This is a genomic window from Streptomyces sp. NPDC005263 (assembly GCF_042872365.1).
GTDB lineage: Bacteria > Actinomycetota > Actinomycetes > Streptomycetales > Streptomycetaceae > Streptomyces.
Genome location: NZ_JBIAKJ010000001.1, coordinates 743,023 through 759,498, shown reverse-complemented (window position 1 = coordinate 759,498; position 16,476 = coordinate 743,023). Strand labels below are relative to the sequence as shown.

15 protein-coding genes are annotated in these 16,476 nt (G+C 71.8%); 7 read left to right on the top strand and 8 right to left on the bottom strand.

What is annotated here, in order from left to right; genetic code table 11:
• Positions 1–42 precede the first annotated feature (42 nt).
• The 4 genes from ACFYRY_RS03520 to ACFYRY_RS03505 all read right to left on the bottom strand — a co-directional run bounded on the left by ACFYRY_RS03520 (position 43) and on the right by ACFYRY_RS03505 (position 4,565).
• Complete coding sequence (locus tag ACFYRY_RS03520; protein WP_389139523.1) at positions 43–1,050, bottom strand: PDR/VanB family oxidoreductase; 1,008 nt, start codon at positions 1,048–1,050, stop codon at positions 43–45.
• 92 nt (positions 1,051–1,142) lie between these two features.
• On the bottom strand, positions 1,143–2,330 hold the full coding sequence (locus tag ACFYRY_RS03515; RefSeq protein WP_389139521.1) for an acetyl-CoA C-acyltransferase: 1,188 nt from the start codon (positions 2,328–2,330) through the stop codon (positions 1,143–1,145).
• A 53-nt stretch (positions 2,331–2,383) separates the two neighbouring features.
• Positions 2,384–2,989 (bottom strand): histidine phosphatase family protein, encoded by a 606-nt coding sequence (locus ACFYRY_RS03510; protein WP_389139520.1) that lies wholly within the window; start codon positions 2,987–2,989, stop codon positions 2,384–2,386.
• A gap of 37 nt (positions 2,990–3,026) precedes the next feature.
• Positions 3,027–4,565, bottom strand: a complete 1,539-nt coding sequence (locus tag ACFYRY_RS03505; protein WP_389139518.1) for an AMP-binding protein — start codon at positions 4,563–4,565, stop codon at positions 3,027–3,029.
• Positions 4,566–4,874: 309 nt separating this feature from the next.
• Here ACFYRY_RS03505 and ACFYRY_RS03500 point away from each other — a divergent pair, with 309 nt between their 5' ends.
• From ACFYRY_RS03500 to ACFYRY_RS03490, 3 genes are all read left to right on the top strand, one after another.
• Complete coding sequence (locus tag ACFYRY_RS03500; protein ID WP_389139516.1) at positions 4,875–6,116, top strand: acyl-CoA dehydrogenase family protein; 1,242 nt, start codon at positions 4,875–4,877, stop codon at positions 6,114–6,116.
• 207 nt (positions 6,117–6,323) lie between these two features.
• Complete coding sequence (locus ACFYRY_RS03495) at positions 6,324–7,088, top strand: SDR family NAD(P)-dependent oxidoreductase (RefSeq protein ID WP_389139514.1); 765 nt, start codon at positions 6,324–6,326, stop codon at positions 7,086–7,088.
• A gap of 3 nt (positions 7,089–7,091) precedes the next feature.
• Entirely contained in the window at positions 7,092–7,880 is a 789-nt protein-coding gene (locus ACFYRY_RS03490; RefSeq protein WP_389139512.1) for a ThuA domain-containing protein, read from the top strand.
• A 128-nt stretch (positions 7,881–8,008) separates the two neighbouring features.
• On the opposite strand, the gene ACFYRY_RS03485 is transcribed toward ACFYRY_RS03490, so the two are convergent.
• The 4 genes from ACFYRY_RS03485 to ACFYRY_RS03470 form a co-directional block, all read right to left on the bottom strand.
• Entirely contained in the window at positions 8,009–9,052 is a 1,044-nt protein-coding gene (locus ACFYRY_RS03485; RefSeq protein WP_389139510.1) for an NAD(P)-dependent alcohol dehydrogenase, read from the bottom strand.
• Between the two features lies 1 nt (position 9,053).
• Positions 9,054–10,202 carry an ABC transporter permease gene (locus ACFYRY_RS03480; protein WP_389139508.1) on the bottom strand — a complete coding sequence of 383 codons (1,149 nt, stop codon included), beginning with the start codon at positions 10,200–10,202 and terminating at the stop codon, positions 9,054–9,056.
• 1 nt (position 10,203) lies between these two features.
• Positions 10,204–11,703, bottom strand: a complete 1,500-nt coding sequence (locus ACFYRY_RS03475; RefSeq protein WP_389139507.1) for a sugar ABC transporter ATP-binding protein — start codon at positions 11,701–11,703, stop codon at positions 10,204–10,206.
• A gap of 144 nt (positions 11,704–11,847) precedes the next feature.
• On the bottom strand, positions 11,848–12,990 hold the full coding sequence (locus tag ACFYRY_RS03470) for a substrate-binding domain-containing protein (RefSeq protein ID WP_389139506.1): 1,143 nt from the start codon (positions 12,988–12,990) through the stop codon (positions 11,848–11,850).
• 438 nt (positions 12,991–13,428) lie between these two features.
• On the opposite strand from ACFYRY_RS03470, the gene ACFYRY_RS03465 reads away from it, so the two are divergent.
• From ACFYRY_RS03465 to ACFYRY_RS03450, 4 genes are read left to right on the top strand one after another with little or no spacing between them, the layout of a single operon-like run.
• On the top strand, positions 13,429–14,835 hold the full coding sequence (locus ACFYRY_RS03465) for an SRPBCC family protein (protein ID WP_389139504.1): 1,407 nt from the start codon (positions 13,429–13,431) through the stop codon (positions 14,833–14,835).
• Positions 14,832–15,152, top strand: coding sequence for a 2Fe-2S iron-sulfur cluster-binding protein (locus tag ACFYRY_RS03460; RefSeq protein WP_356766770.1), 321 nt, complete (start codon positions 14,832–14,834; stop codon positions 15,150–15,152). The genes ACFYRY_RS03465 and ACFYRY_RS03460 overlap by 4 nt, the downstream gene beginning before the upstream one ends.
• Before the next feature lie 3 nt (positions 15,153–15,155).
• Positions 15,156–15,374 carry a transposase gene (locus tag ACFYRY_RS03455; RefSeq protein ID WP_389139501.1) on the top strand — a complete coding sequence of 73 codons (219 nt, stop codon included), beginning with the start codon at positions 15,156–15,158 and terminating at the stop codon, positions 15,372–15,374.
• Positions 15,375–15,378: 4 nt separating this feature from the next.
• Positions 15,379–16,422: an NADP-dependent oxidoreductase gene (locus ACFYRY_RS03450; RefSeq protein WP_389139499.1), complete on the top strand. Its 1,044-nt coding sequence runs from the start codon at positions 15,379–15,381 to the stop codon at positions 16,420–16,422.
• Positions 16,423–16,476: the final 54 nt, after the last annotated feature.

Genomic DNA, 16,476 nt, shown 5'->3' with positions numbered 1-16,476 from the left:
TCAGCCGCGTGGTGCTAACACGGCCGTGGGATCAGTCCGTGGTCACAGGTCGAGCACCAGCCGGGGGCCGCAGGAACGCGAGACGCAGATCAGCATGGTGTCACCGGCGGCCCGCTCGTCCTCGTCGAGCAACGAGTCCCGGTGGTCCGGCGTACCGTCCAGCACGTCCGTCTCACAGGTGCCGCAGGTGCCCTCCCGGCAGGAGAACAGAACCGGGACACCGGCGTCCTCCACCACTTCGAGCACCGACCGGTCCGCCGGCACGGTGAGCGTACGTCCCGACCGGGCGAGCACCACGTCGAAGGCGTTCGACGGGGAGCCTTCGGACGTCGGCGGGGCCGGGGCGAACCGCTCGACGCCCAGCGTCCCGGTGGGCCAGCCGGCGCACTGCTCCTGCGTGGCACGCAGCAGCGGCTCGGGACCACAGGCATGCACCAGCGTGCCGTCGCGGGGCGCCCCGATGAAGGTGGCGAGATCCAGCAGGCCGTACTCGTCCTGCGGGCGGATCAGCACCCGGTCCTGGTAGGGCGTGAGGCGGTCCAGGAACGCCATGGAACGGCGGGTGCGCCCGCCGTACAGCAGTCGCCAGTCCGCTCCCGCCGCTTCGGCGGCCTCCACCATCGCCAGGATCGGGGTGATGCCGACCCCGCCCGCGATGAAGAGATGACGCTCGGCCGCGCGCAGCGGGAAGGTGTTGCGCGGCCCGCGCACCCGCAGGGCCGAGCCCTCCACGAGACGATCGTGGACGTACGAGGAACCGCCGCGGCTCTCCGGTTCACGCAGCACGGCGATCTGCCAGACCGCGGGGTCGGTGGGATTTCCGCACAGGGAGTACTGGCGGACGAGGCCGTTGTCCAGCAGCAGGTCGATGTGTGCGCCCGGCGTCCAGGCCGGCAGCGGGCCGCCGTCAGGGCGGCGCAGTACCAGGGACACGACACCGTCGGCGGCCTGAACGCGGGCGTCCACGACGAGGGTTGCCTCGTCGCGGTCCGTCGGGGTGGACCGGGGAACGTCAACGGCCCGGGGGGCCTGGAGCGGCTGGCTGGTCATGTGCGTCAACCTGAGTCTCGTACGGGTGGGATGTGGGCGGCGGTCGCCGCGGTGGTGGCCGGCCGGCGCGGCGTGCGCGGAGCCGGGGCCGCTCAGACGCGCGGTACGTGCAGCAGGAGCGCGTCGCCCTGACCGCCGCCGCCGCACAGGGCGGCCGCGCCGGTGCCGCCCCCGCGCCTGAGCAGTTCCTGGGCGAGGGTCAGGACGAGCCGGGCGCCGGTCATGCCGACCGGATGGCCCAGGGCGATCGCGCCGCCGTTGACGTTCACCTTCTCCAGCGGGACGCCGAGTTCCCGCATGGAGGCCAGGGCCACACCGGCGAACGCCTCGTTGATCTCGAAGAGGTCGAGGTCGGCTGCCTTCAGGCGGCCGTCGCGTGCCAGCGCGTCACGCACCGCACCGGCCGGCTGGACGAGCAGCGAGGGGTCGGGGCCCGCCACGGTGCCGTAGGCGCCGATCTCCGCGAGCGGGGTCAGCCCCTCCCGGCGGGCACGGTCCGCGCTCATCACCACGACGGCCGCGGCCCCGTCGGACAGCTGCGAGGCGTTGCCCGCGGTGATCGTGCCCTCGGCCGAGAAGGCGGGCGCCAACCGGCCCAGGCTCTCCGCGGTGCTCTGCGGCCGGATGCCCTCGTCGGCCTCCACCACCGTCTCGCCCCGGCGCCCGGCCACCGTGACCGGCGCGATCTCGGCGGCGAACGCGCCCGACTCCTGGGCGAGTTGGGCCCGCCGGTGCGACAGGGCGCTGTATTCGTCCTGCTCCGCACGGCTGAGCGCGAAGGGCCGCTGGTAGCGCTCGGTGGCCGCGCCCATGGACACCCCGTCGAAGGCGCAGATCAGGGCGTCCCGGTCGAGGGCGTCCTCCATGGTCGCCGCCCCGTACTTCCAGCCGGTGCGGGACCCGCGCAGCAGGTGCGGGGCGCCGGACATGGACTCCATCCCGCCCGCCACGACCACCTCGTGGCGTCCGGAGGCGACCATCAGGTCGGCCAGTGCGATGGCGTGCAGCCCGGACAGACACAGCTTGTTGACGGTGCTCGCCGGTACCGCGAACGGGATGCCGGCGCTCACGGCGGCCTGCCGGGCGGTGTTGGGACCGGCGCCGGCCTGGACGACATGGCCCATCACGACGGCCTCCACGGCAGCCGGGTCGAGCCGCGCAGCGGCCAGCGCGGCGCCGATGGCGTGGGCGCCGAGGTCGGCGGCGGACAGGCTGCTCAGCCCGCCCAGGAGCTTGCCGATGGGCGTTCTCGCTCCGGCGACGATGACGGAACCGGGCATGTCCGGTGCCTCCTGAAGGGTGTCGATGGGGAAGGGGCGGCGGGAACGGGAGGTCAGCCGACCGGGTCGACGGCGCGCACCGCGACCATGTGGGCCGTCTCGTTCACGGAGTGCAGCACGATCCGTCCGCCGGGCATGCGGCGCACCCTGCTGACCGAGGTGTAGCCGGGGTGGAACCAGAACATCCGGGGGATCTCGAGCACCGTCGCCAGATAGGTGTTGGTGATGCCGCCGTGGCACACGGCCGCGATCCGCTGCCCCGGATGGGCGTCCAGCATGGTGTTCATGGCCCGCACCGCCCGGCCCCGGAAGGCGTCCCAGTCCAGGTCCGGTACGAAGTCCTCGTACCGCCCCTCGGAGAGCGCCACCGACCGGGGGTCGTCCGCGTTGATCTGCTCCGGCGGTGTGTAGGGGTGCGAGACGTCGGTGTCCCACTCACGCAGGTCGTCAAGCACGGTCGCCGTCATGCCCGTCAGTCGTTCGAGCGGCGCCGCCGTCTGTCGGGCCCGCTGGAACGGGCTGGTGTAGAGGGCGTCGAGGCCCTCGTCCGCCAGCCACGGGGCGAGGCGCTCGGCCTGGGCGGTGCCCTCGGGCGACAGTCCCGGGTCGAACACGCCGGCGACGGGCAGGCCGTGCCGGACGAGCAGAAGTTCCGTCATGGATGATCCTTCGCAGGGGAGGACGGGCGGGCCGGACTCAGCCGGCGATCGTCCGGTCGGAGTTCCAGTAGGGGCGGCGCATCGCGCGCTTGTCGAGCTTGCCCATGGCGTTGCGGACGAGTTCGGGGACGACCTCGTACGACTTCGGGCACTTGTACGCGGCCAGCCGCTCGCGGCAGAACGCGTCCAGTTCCTCGTGGGTCGGCGCGCTCCCGTCGGTCACCACGACCAGGGCCCGCAGCGACTCGCCGAAGTCCCGGTCGGGCACGCCGATGACCGCCACCTCGGCCACGGCCGGGTGCTCACCCAGCACCGCCTCGCTCTCCGCCGGGTACAGGTTCACCCCGCCGGAGACCACGACGTCCGAGGCCCTGTCGGTGATGAAGATGTAGCCGTCCGGGTCGACGTAGCCGATGTCGCCGAGGGTGAAGACGCCCGGCGCGACGTAGGCGGCCTTGGTCTTCTCCTCGTCCGCGTGGTAGCGCACGCCGCGGCCCTCCGGCGCCCGGAAGGCCAGCAGTCCGAGTTCCCCGGCGGGCAGCGGACGACCGTCGTCGCCGGTCACCAGGACGTCGAAGGGCGGCTGGACGCGCCCCACCGAACCGGGGTGCTCGAGCCACTCGGTGCTGTCGATGCGCGCCACCGTGCCCGCCTCGCTGGCCCCGTACGACTCGGTCAGCACCGGACCGAACCAGTCGATCATCGCCCTCTTGACCTCCGGCGGGCAGGCGGAACCGGTGTGCGCGACCTGCATCAGGCTGGAGACGTCGTAGCGGGCGCGTGTCTCCTCCGGCAGGGCGAGCAGCCGGGTGAAGTGGGTCGGCACCATCACCGACGAGGTCACCCGCCGGCGCTCCACCTGGTGCAGGAACGTCTCCGCGTCGAACCGGCCGAGGATCACCACCGGTCGGCCCGCCGCGAGGTGGCGCAGCGCGGTGAGGGGCCCGTTGTGCTGGAGCGGCCCGCACACCAGATGGGGACCCGGCGGGAAGCCGGGGCGGGCGGCCACCGCCTCCAGGTAGGCGGCGCTGTCAGTCACCGGGCCCCGCACCCAGCGCACCTCCGTGCCGCGGGCCCGTCCCGTGGTGCCCGAGGTGTAGACGAGCGGCGGCCGGGCCGGGCGGCCGACGGGCACCGGTACCGGCTCGGCGCCCGCCAGCCACTGGGCCCAGTCGAGGGCGTCGTCCTTGGCGGGCGTCCCGTGCACCACGACCGGGAGACCGAGTTCGGCGCCGGCCTGCCGGGCGGCCGACTCGCCCGCCGGGCCGCTGATCACCGCCCTGGCGCCCGCGTCGGCCAGCAGGTCGACCAGCTCGCGGGCGGTCAGCTGCCGGGACGCGGCCACCGTGCCGACGCCGGCCCGCAGCCCGGCGAGATGGGCCACCATCGTCGCCACGGCGTTGTCGCCGAGGACGGCGACGCGGTCCTGCGGCCCGGGCGCGACCTCCAGCAGCCGGCCGGTCAGGCGGGCCATCTGATCGGCCAGCCCGGACCAGGACAGGCTCTCCGTGTCGTCGGCCAGGGCGCTCGCGTCCGGCAGCTCGCGGGCACGCACGTCGAGTGGCTGTAGGGACATCGATCCTCCGGCGCTCCTCGTTTCGTCCTCTCCCCGGCTCCAGCGGGCCACCCGTCTGCCCATCGGCCGACGGGTGGGAGAGTCGACGCCAAGACTGTAGCGTTTATCAAGAAAGTACGGAACACTCTGATCCGAGTCGGAGGCACTCTCCCTTGTTGAACAGGTGCGGGCCTCCATGTAGGGCTCGTGTTACTGAAGCGGCGATCTGGTAAGTGGCCTCTGCTCGGGGTCCGCTGATCAGTGCCGTTCTGAGTGCCGTTCGATGCGTTCCGTCCGATGAGTTCGGACACGTGTGCCGAGGAGGTCGCCATGTCCCAACCGAAGGTGGACGAGTGGCGGGACGAGGTCCGCCAGTGGCTGGCCACCGTGCTGGAACACCGGCAACCCGCCGCGACCACCGGGCACACCGCCGCCGATCTCGCCGTCTTCCACAACCTCCCGGACGACGAGGAACGACGGCTGCTCGACCGCTGCCGCGCCTACCAGCGAGCCCGGCACGACGCCGGCTACCAGGCCCTCACCCTCCCGAAGGAGAACGGCGGCCAGGGCCTGACCGCAGCCCACGCTGCCGTCTTCGCCCAGGAGGAGGCGGCGTTCGACGTACCGCCCTCCACCGAGCTGATCAGTGTCACGGTGCGGCTGGTCGCCATGGCCGTCTCCCTCTTCGGGACACCCGAGCAGCGCGGGACCTACGCCCGCGCCTTCCTCCGTACGGATCTGCTGGCCTGCCAGCTCTTCAGCGAACCCGGCGCCGGGTCCGACCTGGCCGCGCTGCGCACCCGCGCGCGGCCGGACGGCGAGAACTGGGTGATCGACGGCCAGAAGGTGTGGACGTCGGGCGCCCAGTTCGCCGACCACGGCCTGCTGCTCGCCCGCACCGATCCCGACGTCGTCAAGCAGGCCGGCATCACCGCCTTCCTGGTTCCGATGGACAGCCCGGGAGTGGAGATCCGGCCCATCCGCCAGATGAGCGGCGGCGCCTCCTTCAACGAGGTCTTCCTCAGCGGCGTCCGCGTCCCCGACGAGCTACGGATCGGACGCCCCGGCCAGGGCTGGGAGGTCGCCAACGCCACCCTCGCCTTCGAGCGCACCGCCTCCGGCTCCGGGAACCGGCGCAAGGGCGGCACCTTCGACGACGTACTCGCCGTCGCCCGCTCGCTGCACCGGAATGGGGATCCCCTGGTACGCCAGCGGCTCGCGGACCTGTACGTACGCGGCGTGCTGCGGGCGGCCACCGTGGACCGTGTCGCCCGGGCGAGTGCGGCCGGCGGGCGGCCGGGTCCCGAGGCCTCGCTGACCAAGCTCATGGCATCCGATCTGCTCACCCGAACCGGGCAGGTCGCCGCGGAGTTGATGGGCGCCCGGATCGGCGCCGACACCGGGGAGCCGGGCACCTTCGCGTGGACGGAACACCTGCTCGGGGCCCCCGGCTACCGGTTGGCCGGCGGCACCGACCAGATCCAGCGCAATCTGATCGGCGAGCGGGTGCTGAAGCTGCCGGGGGAGCCGCGGGTCGACCGGGTGCCGTTCTCCGAACTGTCCGGCAACTGAACGCGACTCCTGACGCACTCCCGACACGGGACGCACTCCCGGCTCCGGACACACTCCGACACCGGAGGCATCGATCCCGCCCGCACCAGAAGCACTGAGCCTCCGTGCAGCAGAGGCACGGAGCACCCGCACAGCAGAGGCACTGAACGCCCCGCACAGCAGAGGCACTGAGCACCCCGCACAACCAAAGCACTGAGGAGAGAAACGATGGATCTGGGACTGACAGGCGCGAAGGCGCTGGTGACCGGTGGGAGCCGGGGCATCGGCCGGGCGATCGCCACGACCCTGGCCGCCGAGGGCTGCGCACTGGCCCTGTGCGCCCGCGGCGAGGAGGCCCTCGCCAAGGCCGCCGCGGAGCTGCGCGGCGAGGGCGCGACCGTGTTCGCCGAGCCGGTCGACGTCACCGACCCGGCCGCGCTCGCGGGCTTCGTGGAGCGGGCGGCCGGTGAACTCGGCGGCCTGGACCTGCTGGTGTCCAACGTGTCGGCGGGCAACGTCAAGGGGCCCGAGTCGTGGGAGGCCAGCCTGCGCGGCGACCTGATCCCGTTCGCGGGACTCGTCGAGGCGGCCCTGCCGTACCTGGAGGCCTCCGAGCGGGCCGCGGTCGTGGCCATCGGCACCACCAACGCCTCCGACACCGCCCGCCCGGCCGGAGCCAACTCGTACTCCGCCATGAAGGCCGCCGTCGTCCAGCACGCCTCCGCCCTCGCGCACGCCCTCGCCCCGAAGGGCATCCGGGTCAACACGGTCTCGCCCGGCCCGATCGACTTCCCCGGCGGCGCCTGGGAGACCATCCGCAGCAGCCGTCCGGAGGTGTACGAGGAGGTGCTCGCCAAGCTGCCGATCGGCCGCTACGGCACCGCGGAGGACGTGGCCGCGGCGGTGGCGTTCCTGCTGGGCGTGACCGGATCCTTCTGCGTCGGTGTCAACCTCGTGGTGGACGGCGGGCTGTTGACCCGCGTCCAGTACTGAGCCGTGGCGGGCCCGGCCGGCCGCCTGGACGCCGTACTGGTCTGCGGCGGCAGATGGCACGACTTCGACTTCGCGCGGCTGCGTCTGCTGGACCTGCTGGGCGGCCATCCCCATGTCCGCACCACCGTCCACCAGGACTACGACTGCCTGCCCGACCTGGAGCGGGCCGACCTGCTGGTCACCTACACCTGCGACGTGCGGCCCCGCCCGTCCCAACGGGCCGCGCTGACACGGTTCGTGGAGCGGGGCGGGCGCTGGCTCGCCCTGCACGGCACCAACTCGGTGATCGAGGCGCCGGCCGCCGGCCGGCCACGGGTGTTCACCACCCCGCGGCTGCTCGGGGACCTGGCGGGGGTGCTCGGCAGCCAGTTCCTGGCGCACCCGCCGATCGAACCGTACGAGGTACGGGTGACCCGGCCGGACCATCCGCTCGTCGAGGGCATCCAACCGTTCACGGTGGCCGACGAGTTGTACGTGTGTGAGCTGCACGGGGCGCTGGAGGTGCTGCTGCACGCCGAGTACACGGGGCCGTGCCGCGGGTTCGCCGAGGGTGACACGGCGGCGCTCGACGACGCGCCCCGTCCCGTGCTGTACCTCAAGCGGCGTGGTCTGGGCGAGGTCTGCTACTTCACCCTCGGCCACTGCCGGGGCCGGTACGACGTGCAGGACCTGGGTGTGGACGACACCGGGCGCGTGGACCGGGGGCCTTGGGAGACGCCGGAGTTCCTGACGGTGCTGCGGCGGTGTGTGGAGAGGGTCGTGGGTGTACGGAGTCCGGCGGGCAGCAGCTGAGTGAACACCGGGTGCCGCGGGGGGTTTCGCCCCCGCCGCCCCTACCCGTCCCGTCCTTCTGGGGCTCCGCCCCAGACCCCGCTCCTCAAACGCCGGAGGGGCTGAATACATACAGCCGGCGTCCCCGCTCAGCCGTGCGGCAGCACCACCGCGCGGCCGTTGATCTCCCCGGCGTGCAGGCGTTCGTACGCCAGCGGCGCGTCCTCGATCGAGAAGGTCTCGACGTGGGAGGAGACAAGGCCCGCTCGTGCCAGGTCGATCACGTCGATGAGCTCCCGGCGGCTGCCCCAGTAGGGGGCCGAGGCGGACACCTCGAAGGGCAGACCGCCGCCGAAGCCGACCTGGAGGGTGCCGCCGCCGATGCCGACGACGGACACATCGCCCTCCGTCGCCACCGACGCGGCGGCCACCGCGAGGGTCGCCTCGGCGCCCACGAAGTCCAGCACCACCTCGGCACCCGTGCCGCCTGTCAGCTCGCGCACTCGGGACGCGGCGGCGCCGTCGGAGAGCACCGTCTCATGGGCGCCGACGGCGCGTGCGAGTTCCAGCTTCTCCGCGCTCACATCGAGGGCGACCACCCGGACCGAGGTCAGGGCGCGCAGCAGCTGTACGGCGAGATGGCCCAGGCCGCCGACGCCGATCACGACCGCCGTGGCGCCCGGCACGAGCTTGGGCAGCGAGGTGCGGATCGCGTGGTACGGAGTCAGCCCGGCGTCGGTGAGCGGGGCGGCCTGCACCGGGTCCAGTCCGTTCAGCGGCACCAGATGGCGGGAGGAGTCCACCAGCATGTACTCGGCGAGAGCGCCCGGAGAACCCAGGCCGGGCGGCATGATGCCGAGCCCGGCGGCGTGCGGGCAGCAGTTCTCCTTGCCCTCCGCGCACTTGCGGCAGCGGCCACAGCCCCACGGGCCGTACACCGCCACCTCGTCGCCCTCCGCCACGTCCGTGGCGCCGCTGCCCAGCGCGACGACGGTGCCGACACCCTCGTGACCGAGCGTCAGGGGCAGCGGATACGGGAACTGTTCCTCGGGCCAGCTCATGACCGCCAGGTCCGAGTGGCACAGCCCCGCCGCCGTCACCTTCAGCAGTACCTGGCCCGGACCCGGCTCGGGCACCGGAACCTCGACGACCTCCGGCGCGGCGCCCACCTTGCGATACTGAACCGCCTTCACGTCAGGCCTCCTTGTCGGGTACGGGTACGGGTACGGGCACAGGAACAGAGCCGTCCGTCGCGGGACCGGCGCCGTGCTGGGGCGGTCTCCGGCGCCGCAGCACGGTCGGCAGGGCGATCCGCCCGCCGGTGAGGACGAGCGCGACGATCAGCACCGAGCCGGTGAACAGGCTCGCGGCCCACTGCGCGCTGGTGGCGAGCCCGAGCCCGGTGATGCCTGTGCCGAGCAGAAGGACCGCGATCACCGTGCCCCAGGCATTGAAGCGGCCCGCGCGCAGCTGGGTCGCTCCGACGAAGGCCGCCGCGTAGGCGGAGAGCAGATACGGCGTGCCGGCGCTGGGCGACCCGGATCCCACCGAGGAGGCGAAGACGACTCCGGCGAAACCCGCCAGCAGCGCGGACGTCACCAGCGTCAGGAAGCGCAGCCGGTCGGTGCGCACCCCCTGCAGACGTGCCGCGTCGGCGTTGAAGCCGGTCGCGTACAACCGCCGCCCGGTCGCGGTGTGTTCCAGCAGGAACCAGATGGCGATGGCGGCGAGGAGCAGATACAGCACCGGCAGGGTGATGCCGTCGGCGTCCAGTTGGGCGATGCTCGAGAACGGCTTGGCCAGCAGTTGCACGCCGGTGATCGAGCTGTCGTTGGTGACCATGGTGATCAGTGACTGGATCAGTGCGCCGGTCGCCAGGGTGGCGATGAACGAGTCGACCCTCAGCACCACCACCACGAGTCCGTTGACCACCCCGACGAGCAGGGCCGCGGCCATCGCCAGGGCGATCGCCGTCCAGGGTCCCAGGCCTGTGGAGACCAGGAAGTGGGCGGTCAGCACACTGGTGAGGGACATGGTGTAGGCGACCGACAGGTCGAACACGCGGGCGGCGAGCGGCAGTACGACACTGAGCGCCACCAGCCCGGCCACGGCGTTGCCGTTCAGGACCTGCTTGACCGTGGTGACGGTCGGGAACGTGTCCGGGGCCCACACGGAGAAGATTACGGCGATCAGCAGCCACACGTAGACGGCGCCGATGTTGCGGAAGGACAGCGCGGCCACCGCCCGCCGGCCGAGCGCGCCCGGTGTCCCCACGGCGGGGCCCGCGGGCTCGTCCGGTCCGGCCTGCCGGAGCTGCGCGGCCCGGGTCGGGGTGGATGTCATGTCACTCGGTTCCTTCCATGGCGTGGAGCAGCGCGGCTTCGGTGATGTCCCGGCCGCTGATCTCCCGTACGATCCGGCCGTCCCGTACCACCAGGACGCGGGTGCACAGCGCGAGCAGGTCCTCGGTGTCGGACGAGGACACGATCACGCCCATGCCGTCGTCGGCCTGACGCTCGATGAGGTCGTACAGCTGGAGGCGGGTCGCGATGTCGACGCCCGCCGTGGGTTCGCACAGCACCAGCACCGCGGGCTGCTGGGCCAGGCAGCGGGCCATGACGACCTTCTGCTGGTTGCCGCCGCTGAGCGTGGTGATCCGGGCGCCGCGGCCCGCCGTGCGCACCCCGACCCGCAGGATCCATTCCTCGGCGAGCGAGGCCTCGCGGCGCCGCTGCAGCCGTCCGGCTCGCGCGCGCAGCCGGTCGAGCAGGGGGAGGGTGAGGTTCTCCCCGACCGAGAAGTCACCGATCACGCCCTCGGCGGCCCGGTCCGCGGGGACCAGCGGAATGCCCAGACCGCGCGCGTCCCGCGCCTCGACCCAGCGCCGGGAGCTGTCCGGTGCCCGCACCTGGCCGCGCACGGGACCGCCGTACGCTCCGCACACCGCGTACGGCACGGCCTCGTGGCCGGAGCCGACCAGGCCGGTGATCCCCAGTCGCTCGCCCCGGGCCAGCGTGAAACCGACTCCGCGCAGAGGGCCGGCCCACAGGTCACGGACCTCCAGGACGGTCTCGGTGGGGTCCGAGGACGGCTGTGGACGGTGCTCGGTCTCCATCTCCTCGCCCGCCATCAGCTCCGCCAGCGAGCGAGGGGTGAGTTCGGCGACCGGACGGGTGGCGATCCGGCGTCCGCCGCGGATCACGGTGACCCGGTCGGCCAGCGCGAAGATCTCGTCCATGCGGTGCGAGACGTACAGCACGCCCGCACCGGCGTCGCGGATCTCCCGCACGATGTCGAAGAGCTGAGCCACTTCCCCCGGCGGCAGCACGGCGGTCGGCTCGTCGAGGACCAGGACGCCGCGCCGGCCCTCCCAGCCCTGCAGGGCGGCGGCGATGGCCACCACCGCCCGCTGCACGGGAGTGGCGCTCGACAGGGGACGGCGTACGTCGATCCCCAGGCCGAACCGTTCCACCAGGGCCGTCGTCCGCCGTTCCATCTCCGACCAGCGGATGTTGCCGAAGGCGGTACGGGCGAAGCCGCGGCTGAGAGCGAGGTTGTCGGTGGCGCTCAACTCGCCGACCAGCCCCAGCTCCTGATGGACGAAGCGGAGCAGGTCGTGCCGTGAACCGGTGACCTGCCCCAGGTCGAAGGGCTCACTGTCGAGTTCGGCGACCGCACCCGGCTCGGCGTGGTGGTAGCCGGCGAGGATCTTGATGAGGGTGGACTTGCCGGAGCCGTTGGGTCCGATCAGTGCGTGGATCTCGCCGGGCGCGATGTCCAGGTCGACGTCCCGCAGCGCCTGGGTTCCGCCGAATCGCTTCGACAGCCCCGACACCCGCAGCACGGGCCGGTCCCTCGCCTCGGCCCCGGCCGCCCCGCGCACTGACTCGGGTGGCCCGGTCCTCTCCGTTGACGTGTCAGCGTGCACCGCTGCTCCATCCGTCGAATGACGTGCCGCCGGCACACTGCCGGCGGCACGCGGGGTCGGTCAGTTCAGGCCCCAGAGCGCCTCGAACTGCGCCTGGTAGTTCTCGACGAGGGGGAAGTCACCGAGCACCTTGGGGAGGTTGTCCTTGGTGATCAGCATGTTGGGCAGCACCGCCTTCTGGTCCACGTCCATGGACTGGCCGGTGAAGTGGCGGGCCAGCGCGTCGACCTGGAGCCAGGCGGTCTCGTGCGAGTTCAGTGCCATCGCGGCGTCACTGAGGCCGCTCTGGATGTACTGGTAGTTCTGCCCGTCACCGACGTTCACGGCGATGTGCTTGCCGGTGACGCCGGCGGTCTTCAGCGCCGCCGGGACGCCCACATTGAGCAGCCCCAGTGAGAAGACGACGTGGGTCACCTTCGGGTGCGAGCGGAGGTACGACACCACCCGGTCCGGCATGTCCTTGCCGATCGAGGTGATCGGCACGTCGACGGTGTCCAGCGCGCAGCCCGCGCACCACTCCTTGTACTTGGCCGCGAAGGTGTCCTTGACCGGCTTGAGGATGGTGTAGGCGGGCAGGTCGAAGTAGACCGTGTCGGCCTTGGCGCCGCTGTCGGCCACCACCCACGAGGCGAGCATCTCGCCCTGGACGGCGACGTCCTTGGGCCCGTTCTTCAGCAGCGAGATGCCGTCGCCGACCACGTCGTCGGCGTTCGACTGGATGACCGGAATACCGGCCGCCTTGAGCTGCGCCAGCTGCTTGGCGTACACCGCGCGCGGGAATCCGGAGGCGACGACGGCGTCCGGCTTGTCGCGCACCGCCTGGTCGTAGGCGGCCTGGACGGACTCCGGTGTGCCCTGGGTGGCGAGCTCCTTGACCTTCCAGTCGAGTTGGTTGGCCGCCTCGGTGAAGAAGTCGGCCAGGTCCTGGCAGGACTGCACGCCGCACAGAATGAAGTCGATCTTCTTGCCGGCGGGGATCTTCTTCCCCACCGGTTCGGTGACCGGGATCTTGTCCGGGTGCGCCGAGTACTTCTGCACCGCCTTGCGGGCCGCGGCCAGGCCGGGGGAGTCCGGAGCCGCGGCCTTGGCGGCATCGGCGGCCGGAGTCGTGTCGTTGCCGCAGGCCGCCAGGGTGAACAGGGCGGTGACGGGGACGAGCGCGGTGAGCGCGCGACGGACCGCGCGTCCGGGTCTGGAACTCATCGTTGAGTACTCCCGTGGTGTGGCGCCTGCGCTGCCGCGGCCCGCGTCGCTCCCGCGTTCGCGGCGGCCGGCTCTCTACAGGCGGATCCTGTGCCGCCCGTCCGGGACGGCACGCACAGCTGATCGGTCGGGCTGAGTGGATCGCCGTCGTGGGGTACGGCGCGGGCCGCCGATGCGATCGGACGGCACTGTGGCCCAGAGGGGTCGGACACCACCCCAGGTCGGAGAGAAACTTGTGAGGCTATACAGCCTCGGGTGCGACGGAGTGTGACACGCTCCTCCGGGCTTGGGGAGGGGTTGGGCGCGACGAATTCATGGTGAGGTATGCCGATCTCTCGCCTCATCGGGTTCCGCGGTGTCCGGACGGTGTCGTGAGTGTTGCTCCCGGACCGGACAGGTAACTACACTCGATCTAAAGTTTCTGCCGGAGGAGAGAAGATGGACGAAACGTCGGAGTCGGGCACGGCGCGGTGCCCCGGGCCCAGCGTCCAGGACTACCTCGACCGGGACAGCCGGCCGGTTCCCGCCGCGCTGAGGTTCGACAACAACGACTACCTCGGCAGCGAGGACATCGACACCACCCGCTTCACCTCCCGCGAGTGGGCCGAGCGCGAGATGCGGCAGGTGTGGCGCCGCGCATGGCAGTTCGCCTGCCTGGAGAGCGAGATCCCCGAGGTCGGCGACCACGAGATCTACGAGATCGGCGACGACTCACTGATCATCGTGCGCACGGCGCCGGACGAGATCCGCGCCTACGTCAACGCGTGTCTGCACCGCGGCCGCAAACTGCGCACCGGCGGCGGCAACGTCGGCGAGTTCCGCTGCCCGTTCCACGGCTTCGCCTGGAACCTCGACGGAACCATGCAGACGCCGCCCTGTGCCTGGGACTTCCCGCATGTCACCCCGGAGAAGTTCGCCCTTCCGGAGGCGAAGGTGGCCACCTGGCGCGGCTTCGTCTTCATCACCATGGACCCCTACGCGGAGTCCTTCGAGAGCTACCGCGGCACCTTCGACGAGTACTACATCTGGCCGCTCCAGGACCGCTACAAGTCGCTGCACATCGCCAAGGTGCTGCCCTGCAACTGGAAGATCGCCCAGGACGCGTTCATCGAGTCCTTCCATGTGATCGCCACGCACCCGCAGATGCTGCCCTGGCTCGCCGACGCCAACTCCCAGTACGACGTCATGGCGGACCAGCCCCACTGGAACCGCATGATCAACATCCAGGGCGCCCCCAGCCCCCATGTGGCCGACTCGGTCACGGAGGAGGACGTGCTGGAGACGTTCTACGACTCTCGGGCGTTCTACGCGGCGGCCCAGGGACGTGACCTGGTGATGGGGGAGGGCGACGAACTGCCCGCCATCCCGCCCGGCGGCACCGCCCGCCAGGTCCTCGCGGAACGGATGCGCGCACAGCTCGCGGCCACCTCGCACCAGGACTTCTCGCAGACCGCCGACACCGAACTGCTGGACGCCATCAACTACCTGCTGTTCCCCAACTTCAATCCCTGGGGCGGCGCCAAGTCCAACATCATCTACCGGTTCAAGCCCAACGGCCTCGACCCCGACTCCTGCACCGCCGAGATCATCTTCATGTCCGCCCCGAAGAACCCCGGCGAGATGCCGCCCCCTGTCAAGATCCGTTGGGTGCCCGAGGACATGCTCTTCGCCGACATCCCGGAACTCGGTGTGCTCGGCCCCGTCTTCGACCAGGACTGCGAGAACCTTCCCTACGTCCAGCAGGGCCTGAAGACGATGCGCAAGCCGGGCATCACCCTGTCCAACTACCAGGAGAGCCGCATCCGGCACTTCAATCAGACGCTCGACCACTGGATGAACCGGTGACCGTGACCCACCGGGTCGCGGTGCGGCCGTCCGGCGTGGAGCTGGAGGTGCGCGACGGCGAGGACCTGTTCAGCGCCGCCCAGCGGCTCGGCTACCGCTGGCCCACCGTCTGCGGCGGCAAGGCCACCTGCCGCACCTGTTTCGTGGAGGTCGAGGAAGGCGCGGAGAACTGTTCCCCCGTGGGCCCGCTGGAGCGCGAGGGCATCGAGGCCCTGCGCAGACCGGTGGACGGCCTGACCCGGCTCGCCTGCCGGCTCCGGGTCGACGGCCCGGTGACCGTCACCAAACGCGGCGTGCGCCGCAGACCGCAGGAGTGAGCCGTGAGCACCAAGCAAGTGATCCATCCGCTGACCGGGCACGTGTACCGGCTCACCGAGGACGGGATGGTGGAGGTGACCGACCCGAAGACCGGGGCGCAGGGCGTCTTCGACTTCCAGGCCCGCTGGCAGTCCGGTGAACTGCGTCACGCCGACCTCCAGATGGCCGGCTGGGTGGGCCGCCTCGCCCAGCGGCGCAGCGTCCGCCCGCCGCAGGAGTGAGCCGGTGCCGCCCCGTACCACCCGGGTGGTCTGCCTGGTGCGCCGTCCCGAGGGAGAGCCGGCCCCCGGCGACTTCGCCGTGGAGGAGCGCCCGCTCCCACCGCTCGGCACGGGCCGGCTGCTCGTCCGCAACCTCTACATGAGCGTCGACCCGTCGATGCGCGGGCGGCTGGAGAGCACCGAGAAGCACTACACGCACAACTTCACGCCCGGATCGCCGCTCGACGGCCGGGCGCTCGGCGTCGTGGAGGACAGCCGCTGCCCCTCCGTGCCGCCGGGCACGTTCGTACGCCACCAGCTCGGCTGGCGCGAGTGGGCCGTGCTGGATGCCGCCGACACCGACGCCGCGGGCCGGATCGACCCCGAACTCGCCCCGCTGCCCACGTGGTTGGGGCTGCTCGGGCAGACCGGTTTCACCGCCTACGTGGGGCTCACGCGGATCGCCGGAGTGCGCCCGGGGGACACCGTCCTCGTGTCGGCGGCGGCCGGGGCGGTGGGCAGCGCCGCCGGACAGTTCGCCCGGCTGCTGGGCGCGGAGCGCGTCGTCGGGACCGCCGGAGGGCCGGACAAGTGCGCCCTGCTGGTGAAGGAGTTCGGCTATGACGCCGCCGCCGACTATCGCGCCGAGCCGGTACGTGACGCCCTGGCCCGGCTGGCGCCCGACGGAGTCGACGTGTACTTCGACAACGTCGGCGGCGAGCAACTCGCCGCCGCCCTGCACGCGTTGCGGCCGGGCGGCCGGGTCGCGCTGTGCGGCATGATGTCGCAGTTCGGCGGCGAGCGGCACACCGCCGACCTCAACCAGCTGATCCAGGCGGTTCTCAAGCGGCTGACCCTGCGCGGCTTCATCGTCCGCGACCACGAGGACCTGCGGCCGGAGTTCGAGAACAAGGTCGCCGACTGGCTGCGATCGGGCCGCATCACCGCCCGTGAGACGGTGACCGACGGCCTCGACAACGCGGCTCAGGCTTTGTTGGCCCTGCTGGCCGGAGGCAACGTCGGCAAGATGCTGGTCCGGCTGGCCGAAGACCCGTACAGCCGCGGGTAGTTCGAGGGGCCCGAGTACGGCCGTACGGGAGGGGGGCGTCGGCCGCGATTCCCT

What these genes read in the sequence shown, in the direction of transcription:
- ACFYRY_RS03515 (WP_389139521.1), bottom strand. Translation starts at nt 2,330, where the DNA reads ATGCCCGGTTCCGTCATCGTCGCCGGAGCGAGAACGCCCATCGGCAAG.
- ACFYRY_RS03500 (WP_389139516.1), top strand. Translation starts at nt 4,875, where the DNA reads ATGTCCCAACCGAAGGTGGACGAGTGGCGGGACGAGGTCCGCCAGTGG.
- ACFYRY_RS03480 (WP_389139508.1), bottom strand. Translation starts at nt 10,202, where the DNA reads ATGACATCCACCCCGACCCGGGCCGCGCAGCTCCGGCAGGCCGGACCG.
- ACFYRY_RS03465 (WP_389139504.1), top strand. Translation starts at nt 13,429, where the DNA reads ATGGACGAAACGTCGGAGTCGGGCACGGCGCGGTGCCCCGGGCCCAGC.
- ACFYRY_RS03495 (WP_389139514.1), top strand. Translation starts at nt 6,324, where the DNA reads ATGGATCTGGGACTGACAGGCGCGAAGGCGCTGGTGACCGGTGGGAGC.
- ACFYRY_RS03505 (WP_389139518.1), bottom strand. Translation starts at nt 4,565, where the DNA reads ATGTCCCTACAGCCACTCGACGTGCGTGCCCGCGAGCTGCCGGACGCG.
- ACFYRY_RS03470 (WP_389139506.1), bottom strand. Translation starts at nt 12,990, where the DNA reads ATGAGTTCCAGACCCGGACGCGCGGTCCGTCGCGCGCTCACCGCGCTC.
- ACFYRY_RS03520 (WP_389139523.1), bottom strand. Translation starts at nt 1,050, where the DNA reads ATGACCAGCCAGCCGCTCCAGGCCCCCCGGGCCGTTGACGTTCCCCGG.
- ACFYRY_RS03510 (WP_389139520.1), bottom strand. Translation starts at nt 2,989, where the DNA reads ATGACGGAACTTCTGCTCGTCCGGCACGGCCTGCCCGTCGCCGGCGTG.